This window comes from Pseudomonas putida W15Oct28, from assembly GCF_000708715.2.
Taxonomy (GTDB): Bacteria; Pseudomonadota; Gammaproteobacteria; order Pseudomonadales; family Pseudomonadaceae; genus Aquipseudomonas; species Aquipseudomonas putida_R.
The window spans coordinates 231,691-245,944 of sequence record NZ_JENB01000002.1 but is presented as its reverse complement, the minus strand read 5'-3'; the positions used below and the strand labels follow the sequence as shown (position 1 = coordinate 245,944).

Genomic DNA, 14,254 nt, shown 5'->3' with positions numbered 1-14,254 from the left:
GGTTCGGACCCACTCCGTTAGCCACGCGACCAGCAATAGCCGGGTAACCGGGCAGGGCGCTACTTGGCGTTCAAGCTCGTTGGCGATCTCACCGAGCCACGCAAGCTCCGCGTCCAGCTGCATTATCGGATCTACCATCAGGGCCCCTCCGTCGACTTTGGCTGTGCCTGCTTTAACGTATTTGCAGTCTGTTCCAGCGAATACCCGACCACTGCCAGCGCCCCACGCCATGGCGTGAGCAACTGCCTGCACCGGCCGTAAAGGAACAGATTTTTGGCTTGGTGGTCAGGTTGAAAAGTCCCGTAAACCTCGAGGTGAGCATGACAATTTATAGCATCGTGTATCGCTTGGCTGAAGAGCCAAAAAGCTACCGGCTGGAGTTGGACCAGGACAAGCTTGGTCGTCACGAGGCTGCTATGCACCTGATCGTGTTGCACTTTGGGGACAGTGAAAACAGCCTTGTACTGCCTGCTGCTGATTCATCGCCGGACGAGATCATGGCTCAAGCCGATTTGCTTGGGTTGTCCCAGATATCGGTCTCGGCCGAATCGTGACGCTGGCAGATCACGCCAACGTGCCGGATTGCGCTTTTTGGTGATCAGGTGCGTCCTTGAACAATGCTTCGACTGAACCCGGCTCGTGAGGGGCAGGTCGCATGTTCACATTCACAGCAAAAAGGAAGTTGGCGATGAAAGCGATGACTCGACTGTTCACTGGCTTGGCGTTGGTAGGTGCCATGGGGGCTTCTTGCGCTTGGGCTGATACGCCCGGTGCTGACTGGAAGGTCAGCAAGGATCAGGCTGAGGCCACGTTGAAAGGCGCTGGATATACGCAAATTATCAAGATCGAAGCCGACGACGGTCACTGGGAAGGTGAGGGTATGAAGGCTGACGGCAAGCAGTACGAGTTCCAGGTCGACCCGCACGACGGCAAGATCATCAAGGACGAACTGGATAACTGATTGCCTTGTGATCAAGGCTTGCCCGCGCTTCGGCGCGGGCACCGTTTCCTGCTTGCGGCCATTGAGCTTGGGCGCCGCCAGCGCTGTCACCTCGCGTGTGTAGATCAGGTGATCAGCGGTGCAAACGGACGGGTGCTTACGGGTGAGAGTTTGCGGGCAAAAGAAAGCCCGCTGCTAGGCGGGCAAGGTCTATCACACGTAGGGATAGCTTCAGGTTCGCTCAAACCCTGTGAAAATTAAGTCAAAGAAAAGTCCTTACTGTGTGAAGGATCAATGATCAATTTTCCGCAATAAGTGGGTTCGCTCAGAGGCTATCGGGTCGCCGCAATGGACTGCACAGGGGTTTACAGTGGAGGGCCTCTTCTATTGAGGCAGCGTACCGGTACGGGTGAAACTCACACAGAATGCTGTACCACTTTCGTTCGTGGAACTGACTGCCACATCGCCGCCATGGGCCTTGGCTATTTCCCGGACAATGAAAAGGCCAAGACCTACGCTTCTAAGATCAGTGTCCAGCTCGCTCACTCTGGTCATCGGCTCAAAGAGGTTGCCTAACGAGGACTCGGGTATGGCTGTACCCTCGTTATGCACCCATAGCATGGCCATCTCGCCCTGCAGGGTAGAAGTAACCGTTATGGGTTGGCCAGGATCCCCGTAAGCCACGCTGTTAGCCACCAGGTTTCCAATGATCTGATGCATCCTGTCAGCGTCGACCTCTGCCATACCTGCGCCTTCCTGCTTGTGGATCACTTTTGCCTGCGGGAACGCAACGCGTAGCTCTTTTACGCTTCGCTCAATGACCAGGTGCAGATCAACCATCCTTCGTGTGATGCCGATCCCACGGCCTACCCTGGCCAATGCAAAGTCCAGAAGATCCGCGATCATACGTTGAGCGCGCTCGGAGGATTGACTGATATGGCCAAGTAATTCTATATCTCTTGGTGTACGTTCGCCTCGTGCCAGCAAGTCTGCCGCCATCTTGATGGCGGTGAGAGGGTTCTTGAGGTCATGGCTTGCGATAGCGACCATTTGCTCCGCAAAAAAAGCCCGCTGCAGGGATTTTTCATAGGCTAGATCAAGTTCCACTTTTGCCTGCTGTAAAGCGGCCTCTGTGGTTGTTTTTTCCCATAACAGCTGTTCGGCACGCCGGCGTGCTTCCAGAATCTCGCGCTCATACTTGTCCCGGTCAGTTGTCCCGAACAGCGCCAGTTCGTAATAAACGCCATTGACATGCTCGCGCCTCACGCCATTGAGCAGCGTGGTGACTGTGTGCCCACTGGCGTTTTTGAGGTCAAGTTTCACCTCCGCGACGGAACCCTGCATGCGCATCAGGGGAGCCCAGTGGGTCTGATGAAAGATTTTTCCACCCATGGTCAGCAGATCCTGAAACCGACGCTGGGCAAGATCCTTCTGGCTGATGCCGATCCAAATGCTGAAAATCCGATTGCTGCGCAGGATGGTGCCGTCTTCATCGGTGACAACCAGGCCACAGGGGGCACTGTCGAAAAGATCTTCGAACTCGGGCAGCAGAGGCTGATCAATCGACATTTTCGCCTACCCAGGGCTTGAGGAAATCGTCCATTGCTTTGGCACATGCTTCTGGAGCACTCATGTGCGGGCAATGGCCCACGTTATCTACGAGATGGAAAACACTGTTGGGCAAGGTCGCATGCATGTACCGGCCCACTTCCAACGGAGCGATCAGGTCATCGGAAGATTGTAGAATGAGAGTTGGAGTATCCAGGCCGGCGATGTCTTCGCGGTTATCTGATAAAAAGGTCACGCGGGCAAATTGCTTGGCGATCTCCGGTTCTGTACGGCAAAAGCTGTTGGTAAGTTCATCGCCTAGTGCTGGCTGCCCTGGTGAACCCATGATGGCAGGTGCCATTGCGCTGGACCATCCCAGATAGTTGCTGTCCAGGGTGTGGAGCAGCGAGTGGATGTCTTCGAGCTTGAAACCTCCCACGTAACCATCGCAATCGATATAGCACGGAGAGGGCCCAACCATGACGTGCGCGGCAATGCGATCCGGATAAAGACGGTCGGCCAGTGCGCCGATCATCGCACTCACAGAGTGGCCGACAACAATCACCGGGCCGCGCCCAAAGTGATCTATGACATCGTTCAGGTCTCGTGCATAACCGGCCAGTGAACCGTATTTTGCGCTCTCATACGCATCCAGGTCCGATCTGCCTGCGCCGACCAGGTCATACAGCACCACGCGAAAACGGCTGGTGAAGTGCTGGAACAGGTAATGCCACATGGTCTGATCGCAGCCGAAGCCATGAGAGAACACCAGCGTCGAAGTGCCTTCGCCATGGACTCGAACGTTGTTCCGGCGCTGAATGTCCATGTATCACTTCTCCGATCAGCCAAGAGGTTTTGGCTCAGGGGAGAATAGTGCCGCTCAGGCAATCGAAAGGGCAAGATGTTGAGTGCATCTGCCGACACGCCTGCAGGGTATGAAACCGTTGCAGGCGAACAGCAGAGGTGGCTATCACTTCTTGCCAGGCAGCACCGAGCTGAGCACCTGCTTGGCTGTCTGCACGATTATGCCCCCTTGGTCGGGGTCGCCCTTGAGCAAGGTAGTGGCAAACTTCTTCGCCTGCTCCAGCTTGATGTGGGGTGGCAGGGGCGGCACGTTCGGGTCGGTCTTGAACTCGATCAGTACTGGCCGATCAGCAGCCAGTGCGCGCTCCCACGCAGCGGCAACGTCCTCTTCGCGATCTACGTAGATACCTTGCAGGCCAATGGAAATGGCGAACAGATGGTAGGGCACGTCAGGGATCGACTGCGAAGCTTCGAACTTGGGGTCGCCTTCCATCACCCGTTGCTCCCAAGTTACCTGGTTGAGGTCCTCATTGTTGAACACGGCACAGATCCATTGTGGGTTGTCCCACTGCTGCCAGTATTTGGCCACGGTGATCAGTTCGGCGAGGTTGTTCATCTGCATCGCCCCATCGCCCACCAAGGCAACTACAGCCCGTTGCGGGTGGGCGAACTTGGCTGCAATCGCATAGGGCACGGCTGCGCCCATGCAAGCCAGGCCGCCGGACAGCGAACACTGCATACCCTGGCGAATCTGCAGGTCGCGGGCAAACCAGTTGGCACAGGAGCCGGAGTCGCTGGTGATGATGGCGTGATCGGGCAGGCGAGGGGACAGCTCATGGACCACGCGTTGCGGGTTGATCGGGTCAGCCTTGACCAGCGCGCGCTTGGCCACGGTCTTGTCCCACTGCGCACGCCAGGTCTCCACCTTGTCGCGCCAGCGCCGGTCGGTCATGTGCTCAAGCAACGGCAACAGTGCGCGCAGTGTTTCGCTGGCATCACCGACCAGGTTGACCTCCATCGGGTAGCGCAGGCTGAGCATGTCGGGTTGCAGGTCGATCTGCACGCCGCGCGCCTGGCCCTCCTTGGGCAGAAACTCGGAATAGGGAAAGCCGGAGCCGATCATCAGCAAGGTGTCGCACTCGGTCATCAACTGATAACTGGGTTCGGTGCCGAGCAGGCCGATCGACCCGGTGACCCACGGGAGGTCGTCCGGCAACACAGCCTTGCCCAGCAGCGCTTTGGCCACCCCGGCGCCGAGTTTTTCGGCAATTGCAATGACCTGCTCTGTCGCCTGCAGTGCGCCGGCACCCACCAGAATCGCCACCTTGTGCCCGGCGTTGAGTACCTCGGCGGCGCGCTGCAGGTCTTCGTCGAACGGCAACACCCTGGGCTTGCTGTAGCCGATGCCGGAATGCACCGTACCGTGAGCCCTCGGCGGTTCGTTGTAGGGCAGGTCCTGCAGATCATTGGGCAGGATGATGGCGGTAACGCGGCGTTCGCCGACGGCCGTGCGCACCGCACGGTCGAGCAGGTGGCGCACCTGCTCCGGTGTCGATGCCTGCTGGACGAACGCACCTGCAACGTCCTTGAACATCGACAGCAGGTCCAGCTCCTGCTGGTAGTGCCCGCCCAGTGCCGCACGGGCCTGTTGACCGACGATGGCCAGCACCGGCTGGTGGTCCATGCGTGCATCATACAGGCCGGTAAGCAGGTGCGAGGCGCCTGGGCCGGAGGTGGCCATGCAAACACCGAGCTCGCCGGTGAACTTGGCATGGGCGCTGGCCATGAAGGCGGCCATTTCCTCATGGCGGGCCTGGATGAATTCAATCTTGCCGTTGGCCCGGCTCAGCGCGCCGAACATGCCATTGATGCCGTCGCCGGGGTAACCGAAGATGCGCCGTACGCCCCATTGATACAAACGTTCCACCAGAAAGTCGCCTACCGTGCCGGTCATTGCCTGCTCCCGTTCTGTTATCGATAGGTGTCTGGACTTGGCACGTGCGGGGAAAGTTTCAACGGCATGCGCACCGGTCTGCTGGCTGGAACCTGGAAACAGCCGGGGGTTCGAAGGTGAACCGATAACCCCTCAGGGTGCGCATCATGACGCTCATGAATACACAAGATGCCAGCGTGCAGGCCTTGTATTTCGAAGACGACGGCGCCACGCCGAACAGCCGTTTTCCCGTACTGTTCTACCGGTTGAAGGTTGATCCGGCGGCGGACAATGCCAGCGCATTCGAAGCGCTGTTTGCGGCTCACCAATGGACCCCGCTGTGGCGCGACGGAATCTTCGATTATCACCACTTTCACCCTAACGCTCATGAGGCGCTGGGCATTGCCTGTGGGCAGGCGCGATTGACGCTTGGCGGGGAATCAGGGCAGAGCGTTAGCGTGGAGCGGGGCGATGTGCTGGTGCTGCCAGCAGGTACCGGCCATCGCTGCATCGAGTGCAGCGATGAGTTTCTGGTGGTCGGCGCCTATCCCTACGGGCAGGAAGACTACGACATCCAGCGGCCCGGCAGGGCAGTGCACCAGCGTGCCGTTGCGCGCATCGCCAAAGTACCGCTCCCTCAGCAAGACCCGGTCGGCGGCATTCGGGGTGCGTTGATGACGCATTGGCGCTGAGTGCGCGGCAAGCAGGCCAAGTGGTCCATTGCCATCGACCATTTCAGCTAACTGCCGGAACCTGCGCCGGATCCATTACCCGAGGAGTTACCGTTACCACTGCCCGAGCCGGTACCGCTGCCACCAGAGCCATTGCTGCCGGTGCCTGAACCACTGTTGGTACCGTCACCGCCCGTGTTGTCCGTCCCATTGTCATCAGTACCGCCATTACCCGTACCCATGCCATCGCCTGGTGTTCCTGAGCCCGTGGCACCGCCTTGGCCGTTCATTTGACCATTGTCGTGCGGTTGCACGCCCGGTGCGTGCTGATCGTTCAGGTCTGTGGCAGCCAAGGCAAGCGGTGCAGCGAAGCCCAGGCACAGTGCGAGCACAAACGTAGAGGGTTTTGTTGGTGTCATGGTGAAACTCCTTTCAGGGTTGTTCACCTAATGTTCGGCCTGCCGCTCGCGGGAGGGTGCCTGCTGAGCGACGGAAGGCGCATTGCTTCGACCGTCTATGGCGACTCATTTTGTAACTTGGCATACACCACCAAACGTAGGTGGCGGTCTTCGTCGATGGTCAGCGAGGTGTGTTCGAACTGCTCGATCTTGCCGTCAATCGTCAGCTTGTGCATGCCCGCAGAGGGGGCATGCACATCGTGCCTGCGCCACCAGATCTTGAACTCCGGTGAGACGCGCTCCAGCTCTGCCACCAGTTCATGGATGTCCGCATCTTGCGGGGCGCGGGCGAAGTCGCGCCGGAAGGCCGACAACATCTGCGGCGCCTGTTCATCCCAGGTACACAATTGTTCGCGCAGAACTGAATCGGTAAACAGCAGCCAGAGTAAATTGCGTCGCTCGGGTGTGTGCGAGCCAAAGTTGAACAGCTGATCCGCCAGCGCATTGAAGCCCAGTACATCCCAGCGCAGGTTCAGTACAAAGGCGGGGTGCGGCAAGTCGTGCATCAGGCGCCGCACCAGTGGTGGTAGCACGCACCAGGTTTTGCCTGGCTCGGCAGGCGGCCGTTCGTGAGCCAACAGGAACAAGTGGCGTCGTTCTGCGGCATCGAGCTTGAGTACCCGCGCAAGGTTGTCCAGAAAAGCAGCCGAAACCCCTATATCACGGCCCTGTTCCAGCCACGTGTACCAGGTCAATCCGACACCTGCCAGTGCGGCGACTTCTTCACGTCGCAGCCCTGGCGTGCGGCGGCGACCACCACTGGGCAGCCCCACATCGACGGGTGATAGTCGCTGGCGGTGCGCCAGCAGGAATGCCGCCAGATCGACGCGTGTACGTGCCAAGGTTCGCATCGTTTATCTCGTTACTTTGAGTAATAGCATAAGTGGTTAAATTGTAATTGCTTAAAGGTGGTTTGAGAATGCTGACGTCTCTTCCCAAGGATGCGCAAGATGAACTCAAACACCCACCCCTCGGTGCTGCCTGCGCCGCGCACCCTCGACGGCCCGCCCTGGCTCGGTTTGTCCGTGCTGCTGTTGGCGGGCTTCGTGACGATCTTCGACCTGTTCGTGGTCAATGTGGCCATCCCCAGCATGCAAGCAGGCTTGGCGGCCAGCTTCGCACAGATTGGCTTCATCGTTGCCGGTTATGAACTTGCCTTTGGCGTCTTGTTGATTACCGGTGGCCGTATGGGCGACCTGTTCGGGCGCCGCCGCCTCTTCGTGATCGGCATGGCCGGCTTCACCTTCGCCTCCCTGCTGTGCGGGCTGGCTCCCACTGCCGGCTTTCTGATGGGTGCGCGGGTATTACAGGGGCTGGCGGCGGCCTTGCTGTTCCCGCAGGTCTATGCCTCTATCCGTGTCAATTTCCACGACGGCGATAGCCGTCGTGCCTTTGGTCTACTGGGCATGACATTAGGACTGGCCGCCATCGCAGGCCAGGTGCTGGGGGGAGGTTTGGTTCATGCCGACGTGTTCAGCCTGGGGTGGCGTAGCATCTTCCTTATCAACGTGCCTATCGGCCTGTTGGCCATCGCTGCGGCACGTTATATCCCTGAGTCGCGCGCACCACAGCGACCAACCCTGGACTGGACGGGTGTAGGGTTGGTCACCACCGGCCTGGTGCTGCTGTTGGTGCCGTTGATCGAAGGACCGGCGCTAGGCTGGCCAGCCTGGAGTCTAGGGTCGTTTGGCCTGGCGGCAGTACTGCTGGTGCTTTTCCATCGGCAGCAGGAGCAGCGAAGAGCGGAGGGCGGATTGCCACTGGTGGATATGCGCTTGCTGGCTCAGCGTCACTTCGCGCTGGGCGCATTGCTGGTGTTTCTGGTTTATTCCACGTCCAGTTCGTTCTTTTTGTGCTTCACCTTGTTGGTGCAGACCGGGCTGGGGCTTGATCCTCTCACCGCGGGTGGCATTTTCGCGCCATGCAGCGTGGGCTTCGTGCTGGCGTCGCTTGTCGCGCCGAGGCTGGTGGCGAGATGGGGAGCGAGCGCCATCGTCGCAGGTGCGATGGTGTATGCCGTGTCGATCGGGCTACTGATTGCGCAGGTCTGGATGGCGGGTGCGGCCCTGATGCCCACGGGGTTGATTCCCGTGCTGGTGGTGCTCGGCGCCGGTCAGGGTTTGATCATGACGCCACTGCTGAACCTGGTATTGGGTTTTGTCGATGAAGCCCAGGCGGGCATGGCGTCGGGTGTGATCTCGACTGTCCAGCAGGTGGGGGCGGCGCTGGGAGTAGGGGTAGTGGGCATCCTGTTCAACAAGGCGCTTGTCGCGGATGCTGGCGGGGGAGTGCAGGCAGATCACTACGCGTCGGCTTTCGTTACGGGCATGCTCTACAACTTGATAGCAGCGGTGCTGGTCGGTATTTTGTTGCTGATGTTGGCGAGGGGACAGCAGCGGGCGGCAGGCTGTTAAGAGGGACCGTGCGATAGCAGGTGTAGCGCTATAGCGATCAACGGTTCCCAACGTGCTGAAAAAGGTCGAGAAGGCTCGGCGCTCATGCTTTGGGTTCGTCCCAGTCGCTACGCGTCGCAGCAATCAGCGCATCCCAGTCATCAGGAGGGTTGCCGCGGCCCAGCATCTTCTCAAATACGGCGTATGGATCGGATTTGCTGCCTGCGGACCGTAGGGTATTTTCGTCGTTGATCCATGCATAGACGATGACCTTGGATCTTGAGTCGTAGCGAAAGAACAGCCGAAAGCGCCTGCCGATTTTTGCCCGCCGCCAATGTCGGTAGGCCGTGCCTAGCGTGTTGCCTTGGCGGAACTCATCACGGCCCGGGTCGGCTGGTACAGCTTCCATGATCAGGTGGCTCAATGCCCGAAACAGCTTAACGTTGGCGTTGCTTTCAAAACCTTGCGGATCGTGCTGCTCAGCTCGGGCGGCGGCTTCTTGCAATTTGCGTAGCTGTAAAGTCACACCTTCATGGAACAACAGTGTCCAGCCATGTCGCAGCATCAGATCGCGACCTCACCATCAATATCTTCGTCCAGGTTTACGGAGTGGTTTACGTTGGCGAGCATGGTTTGCGCCAAGTCTTCCGGCAGAGTGTTGAGGTTGCGGCCGCCTCGGATATCAGCCTCCAGCAGGTCCAGAAACGCACCGATGGCGGGGTCTTTGTGATCGGCCTCCACTACGCTGACCACGACTTCATTTCCTCGCACGTCGAAGGCGATCTTGGTCCCTGCATTCAGGCCCAGTAATTGGCGGATAGATTTCGGTAGAGTGACTTGGCCTTTCGAAGTCAGCGTGGCGATTTCGTGGATGGCAGGCATGAATGTTCTCCCGGATGCTAGAGTTGGATGGTAAGGAAAAATCCTTACGTCGTCAATCTCAGCTTTTTCCTGGTTCAGAATCGACAGGGTGGAGACTCGAAAGCGCCTCAGGGTGAATTACGCAATTTCCGCAGACACGATCAGTTAGAGACTATCCGGATCCCCGAAGAACATTTTGACTAGGCTCTAGGACGGTAGTTTCAGGTCATAAAAAACTAATGATGCCCCCAGTTTTGCCCCCAGTTACACAGGGTGCGAGAGCGCTCGCGAGCGGCGATTTCTCACGGACTCCAGTATGGCAGTGACTGGCTTTCGGTGTAACTCCTCATTGGATCTGGAGGTTGGTTGCAGGGCTCATCAAGGACACGCTAATCCGCTCTCGCTCGAGAGCAGCAACTCCGATCGGCTGTGTTCGACTCAATATTTGCATCCGCGTAATTGGTTTGCTGGTCTTGGAGGTTTCTACGAAACCAGGGACGATTCAGTCCAGCTCTGCCAGCTTCAACGATCCTTTCGATTGCACGATTAACTTAACCCCAAGAGGCTGCACGAGTCTGTCGCACATGCCCTCGAGATCATCATGAAAAATGCCGTGGTGGGCGATGCCCTGAAAGTACCGAGTCACTGCGCTGAGTACCACAAGGGCTTCAGCGTGCCGTCACCCACTGGGTCAATTCGACATCATCGAGCGCATGTTTGGCTGGCTGAAAGAGAACCGCAGGATCGTGACACGCTTCGACAAGCTCGCGAAAAGCTATCCGGCCATGGTCTCACTGGCTTTTTCCATGCGGTGTTTGCGGCATCTCTTTTCGTACAGAGCCTAGCATGCACCTTTCGTTAGGGTGCTATCAATTGGTTTGATGACAAAACTGTGTTGGGTTGCCAGCAAGGATCGAACACCTGCGTTGAAAGCGAATGGACGGCCTGCCAGGTAAGCTTTGATCAGACGAGGCGCTTCTCGAAACCAGCCAGATATTCGCGAACCATCGTCGAGTAGGGTGCTTGAGGCTTGGCCATCTCTTTCATATGTCGCACCGTACGGTCTATCAATGCCTCCATTCGGTTTATGATGCGCTTGTTTTCATCCGCGCACGGAGCATTCCTGCACACTTCGAGTTTCAGAATCATCGCGCAAAGATCCTTTACTGACTCCTCCATAAAGGCGAGTTGGCGCAGTACTCGCGTGCGATCCTGGACCAACCCCAAACGGTTCAGTCCGTAGGTATGGATCGATACCGCGCCACGAAGACTGAGCTTGTCTTCAAGCGCCTTATCAATTTCACCTTTGAATTCCGGGAGTAGATCTTGGGTTGGAATGACTTCAGGTAGCCCCGCGCCATCGTGTGGTTTTGGTAACACCAACCCAATGAGCTTTTCGCAGTCGACATGGAAGGCTAAATGCTCTTGTGGATCATCCCGGCAGGGATTGAGTAACAACGCGTATTCCGTTGAACAGTCCCTCGAGTCCTGTGTCGCGCGCGGCCCCAGGATTGGAAAATGGTTGCCTTTGCCTGTAGTGACCCTGCGTTGCTTGCTGAAGCCTAAGTGGTCACTGCGCAGTTCAACCAATTGGGTCGAGAGCACCGGTGTGATGTGTTCGTTCAGTCGGTTGCAATGGATACAGCTGGGAAGCAGGTTTTCCCAATCCATCGCCAGCCACCAATACCCCGTATGGTCAGTATCATTTACGCCCCCCTTCGGCCTGTAATGCTCTACGTCAACCGGGGCCACGGCAGGGTAGAACGTTTCGCAATACGCGCACTTGCCATGAAACAGCGCTAACAACTGGGTTTTGACCGAATTTTTGCGATAGGTCTTGAAAAGGGGTTTTTTCAAGGAGTCCACTGCCTTTGCGGCTTCAATCACAACCGGATCATCGGCCGCCAGCGTGGCTCTGGCGCGCGCCAAGGTCTCAAGTGCAGCCGTTTTTTCTTTGAAATAGGCGGTTAAATCAGTGAGTTCCTGATCCGCGGCACTGACTGTGGTCTTTCTCGGCAACATCGCCAGGGGCTTTTTCACGAGGGATCGGTTAACGAAGCGCACGGTTCAAAAGTCCTTGAGGATATTCAGTATTTTGGTCTTGGTTTCCACACGTATCGTTTCCCACTCACTGGAAGGTTCCTTCTTTCGCCGCTGAAGAAATTCGGCGACAGCCTCCTGAACGACACGCTGGGCCTCACTGGTGCCAACGGGAAGCGCGTCGTTGACCTCATCTTCGAAATAGGCCATGACCCGCTGTTCTTGGGCGGTCAACACCTCTCTGTTTTTGCGCTTGCTCAATAGATCGGCCACGCTGGCCAGTTGTTTCTCCATTTCCGGCTGATCAGTTGACATCAAATTGAAAAAATCGGACGTCAGCAACTGCTCGATCGTCAACCGGGAGGAGTCCGGTAGATCACTCAATTGCTCAATGCACGTGGCGTACTGAGTTTTTGCCCCGCCAGCCTTGGACCGACGTTGAACGACCACGACTTCTCCTTTCTGCATGCCGCGCAGACACAGGGGGTCATGGCTGGTGGCGATGAACGTGACCTTGGGCAAGGCCTTGCGCAACACATGCATGATCTGAATTTTCCAGCGCGGGTGCAGGTGCGCTTCGACTTCGTCGATTAACACCACAGCCTGGGCATGCTCAAGTCCTTGAAAACGGGGATGGACGCGACGGTCCATGAGCCGTTGCATGATGTCGCACACCATTGCCAGGATGGTTCTGTAGCCTGAGGACACATCATTGAGCGGTGTCCTGGTCACTACACCGGCGGGGACCGTCACGATCAGGCAGGATTTACCGTCGGGCGCTTTTTCGATGACTTTTATGTCGCCGTCCACAGACATGATGATTTTCAATGCACGGGCTACGTCATTGAAGTCTTCGCCTTCCAGCCCGAGCAGCCATTGCTCCGGATTGGCCAGCAGGCGATCCGTTTCGAACAGGTTGATGATCGCGTGATTGGCTTCATGAGCCTGAGGAGATCTTTTCTGGTATTGGCGAAAGGCGCCATAAGCGAACACCGGCGGTACATCATCCAGTCCATCCGGTCGAAAGACGTTGTCATCAATCCTCAAGACTTTGGCTTGCCCCTCGTCGAAACTCAAACGTACCTGTGCCAGGGTTTTAGAGGCCACGTCATCCGAGCCCAGTTGGGCTGGAGAAAGTACGAAGGAGGCAGGTGTCAGGTTCAAGGTGGCAGGTGTATCTGGATGGCTCAGCGCAAGCGCAATCGCTTCGAGAATCGAGCTTTTCCCGGTGGCGTTTTCACCCAGTATCAGCAGTGCTGGCTGTAGAGTTTCATTGCTCAACTGCGATTCGGCGCTGAGTGTGCCGAGATTCAATTCGAGGTGCTCGATCGCCTTGAAATGCTGAAGTTCGATGGAATGCAAGGACGGGTAAACCAGCGGCACAGGTGTCTTCTGCTGGTCTGGCTCAGTGCCCAGAACGCCATAGTCCGTTGGCGGTATGTTCAAGGTTTTACGGCCGAAGTCAGTTTCTTCAATCCACCCCTGCAATTGTTCACGCGTCTGCTGATAGTCCCCGACTGAAAGCAGGGTTTTCAGTGTCTTTGCCACCCCGGAGCGGCCGGTAGGCATTGTCAGGCCAGCTCTTTGTGACAAGTACAGCGCAATTCGCCGGCATTGCAGGTACCACAGGCCACCGAACTCAAGTTCGGCGAAGTCAAAATAGGTCTGAAAGGTAGCCTGGCGTAATCGCGGCAGGTGTTCACCAGACGCCAATAGTTCTTCACGGTACTGCCGAAGTCTGGCTTCCCGCAGTTCATTCAATTCTGGACGGTCCAGGCGAAAATTAGCGATTGTGATATCGCCCTCTTCAGACAGTGGCAGCAGCTCGCCATTAACGGAGGGGAAAAAGTGCTTTTCAAAACGCTGATCAACGCACGGATCAAGCAAAACGGCTGTCTCGCGGTATGTGGAGAAGCGCCATGAACCGAGATTGTCATCGGCATACTGGCGCAATTGCTCAAGGTTCGGAATCGGAGCACGTTTGCCCTTGACCGGAAAGAACGAAGGCTGACGCGGAATACACTTCAGACAGATGGGATAGATATTTTCCCAGGCATTGGCGAGCCAGACATAGTAGAGATGCGAGTCAATCCCTCCCATCGTAGAGGTTGCAGACGACGTTGGTCGGAATCGGTAGGGAAGTGGATGATCCTTGCTTTCGCAAAATGCGCATTTCCATCGAAACATTTGTCCCAGCGCATCATAAACAGGGCTGACCTGGTTCAGATTCAGTTCCAGGTCTTCCATGGGCACACGGGTTTGAGAGCGCTCCTGAGTGTCCAGACTGAAGAACTCCAGCAGTTGCTCTCTGGACTTCCTGAATTGCTTTTCGCGGAAAATGGAGGGAGGTACTTTGTTGCGTAAAAATCGTTGCATTGCTCATCTTCCCTGACACGGCGAAACAAACCGCCACAGATCATCGCCAAACACAGGGTGCACGATATAGCATGGGGCCACTATCGAAAAGTCTGTGATGGTCCGCGAAGGCTGTCACGAGTCATTGGGGCATACCTAGTGTCCACGGCTACAGGAATGGCTTGTTTCAAGCAATAGCCGTTACTCCCAGCCGGCCGCCTTCGACCTACAACATGCGGTGGCGGAAAGCA

At 57.1% G+C, this 14,254-nt stretch carries 13 protein-coding genes and 1 pseudogene; 5 read left to right on the top strand and 9 right to left on the bottom strand.

Annotated elements, in window-relative coordinates; genetic code table 11:
- Nucleotides 1-320 precede the first annotated feature (320 nt).
- On the top strand, nucleotides 321-554 hold the full coding sequence (locus AK81_RS02355) for a hypothetical protein (RefSeq protein ID WP_043196559.1): 234 nt from the start codon (nucleotides 321-323) through the stop codon (nucleotides 552-554).
- Nucleotides 555-688: 134 nt separating this feature from the next.
- Nucleotides 689-961 carry a PepSY domain-containing protein gene (locus tag AK81_RS02350; RefSeq protein WP_043196481.1) on the top strand — a complete coding sequence of 91 codons (273 nt, stop codon included), beginning with the start codon at nucleotides 689-691 and terminating at the stop codon, nucleotides 959-961.
- Nucleotides 962-1,324: 363 nt separating this feature from the next.
- Here the strand turns inward: AK81_RS02350 and AK81_RS02345 are convergent, their stop codons facing one another.
- The 3 genes from AK81_RS02345 to AK81_RS02335 form a co-directional block, all read right to left on the bottom strand.
- Entirely contained in the window at nucleotides 1,325-2,509 is a 1,185-nt protein-coding gene (locus AK81_RS02345; RefSeq protein WP_043196480.1) for an ATP-binding protein, read from the bottom strand.
- Nucleotides 2,499-3,314 carry an alpha/beta fold hydrolase gene (locus tag AK81_RS02340; RefSeq protein WP_043196478.1) on the bottom strand — a complete coding sequence of 272 codons (816 nt, stop codon included), beginning with the start codon at nucleotides 3,312-3,314 and terminating at the stop codon, nucleotides 2,499-2,501. The genes AK81_RS02345 and AK81_RS02340 overlap by 11 nt, the downstream gene beginning before the upstream one ends.
- A 144-nt stretch (nucleotides 3,315-3,458) precedes the next feature.
- On the bottom strand, nucleotides 3,459-5,246 hold the full coding sequence (locus AK81_RS02335) for a thiamine pyrophosphate-requiring protein (RefSeq protein ID WP_043196476.1): 1,788 nt from the start codon (nucleotides 5,244-5,246) through the stop codon (nucleotides 3,459-3,461).
- Between the two features lie 146 nt (nucleotides 5,247-5,392).
- Here AK81_RS02335 and AK81_RS02330 point away from each other — a divergent pair, with 146 nt between their 5' ends.
- Entirely contained in the window at nucleotides 5,393-5,917 is a 525-nt protein-coding gene (locus AK81_RS02330; RefSeq protein WP_043196473.1) for a cupin domain-containing protein, read from the top strand.
- A gap of 47 nt (nucleotides 5,918-5,964) precedes the next feature.
- On the opposite strand, the gene AK81_RS02325 is transcribed toward AK81_RS02330, so the two are convergent.
- Together AK81_RS02325 and AK81_RS02320 are read right to left on the bottom strand one after the other, a co-directional pair.
- Complete coding sequence (locus AK81_RS02325; RefSeq protein ID WP_043196471.1) at nucleotides 5,965-6,315, bottom strand: hypothetical protein; 351 nt, start codon at nucleotides 6,313-6,315, stop codon at nucleotides 5,965-5,967.
- Between the two features lie 95 nt (nucleotides 6,316-6,410).
- Entirely contained in the window at nucleotides 6,411-7,205 is a 795-nt protein-coding gene (locus tag AK81_RS02320; RefSeq protein ID WP_043196470.1) for a helix-turn-helix transcriptional regulator, read from the bottom strand.
- 99 nt (nucleotides 7,206-7,304) lie between these two features.
- On the opposite strand from AK81_RS02320, the gene AK81_RS02315 reads away from it, so the two are divergent.
- Nucleotides 7,305-8,768, top strand: coding sequence for an MFS transporter (locus AK81_RS02315; protein ID WP_043196469.1), 1,464 nt, complete (start codon nucleotides 7,305-7,307; stop codon nucleotides 8,766-8,768).
- A gap of 82 nt (nucleotides 8,769-8,850) precedes the next feature.
- Here AK81_RS02315 and AK81_RS02310 read toward each other — a convergent pair whose 3' ends face one another.
- Nucleotides 8,851-9,312, bottom strand: a complete 462-nt coding sequence (locus tag AK81_RS02310) for a type II toxin-antitoxin system YhaV family toxin (RefSeq protein WP_043196468.1) — start codon at nucleotides 9,310-9,312, stop codon at nucleotides 8,851-8,853.
- On the bottom strand, nucleotides 9,312-9,629 hold the full coding sequence (locus AK81_RS02305) for a type II toxin-antitoxin system PrlF family antitoxin (RefSeq protein WP_043196467.1): 318 nt from the start codon (nucleotides 9,627-9,629) through the stop codon (nucleotides 9,312-9,314). Before AK81_RS02305 ends, AK81_RS02310 begins: the two co-directional genes overlap by 1 nt.
- A 671-nt stretch (nucleotides 9,630-10,300) precedes the next feature.
- Here AK81_RS02305 and AK81_RS27820 point away from each other — a divergent pair.
- Nucleotides 10,301-10,453 (top strand): annotated as a pseudogene (locus AK81_RS27820) (IS5/IS1182 family transposase); the annotation flags it as partial.
- Between the two features lie 118 nt (nucleotides 10,454-10,571).
- Here AK81_RS27820 and AK81_RS02300 read toward each other — a convergent pair.
- Nucleotides 10,572-11,672, bottom strand: coding sequence for an endonuclease (locus tag AK81_RS02300; protein WP_241496050.1), 1,101 nt, complete (start codon nucleotides 11,670-11,672; stop codon nucleotides 10,572-10,574).
- Between the two features lie 3 nt (nucleotides 11,673-11,675).
- Nucleotides 11,676-14,024, bottom strand: a complete 2,349-nt coding sequence (locus AK81_RS02295; protein ID WP_043196466.1) for an AAA family ATPase — start codon at nucleotides 14,022-14,024, stop codon at nucleotides 11,676-11,678.
- Nucleotides 14,025-14,254 lie beyond the last annotated feature (230 nt).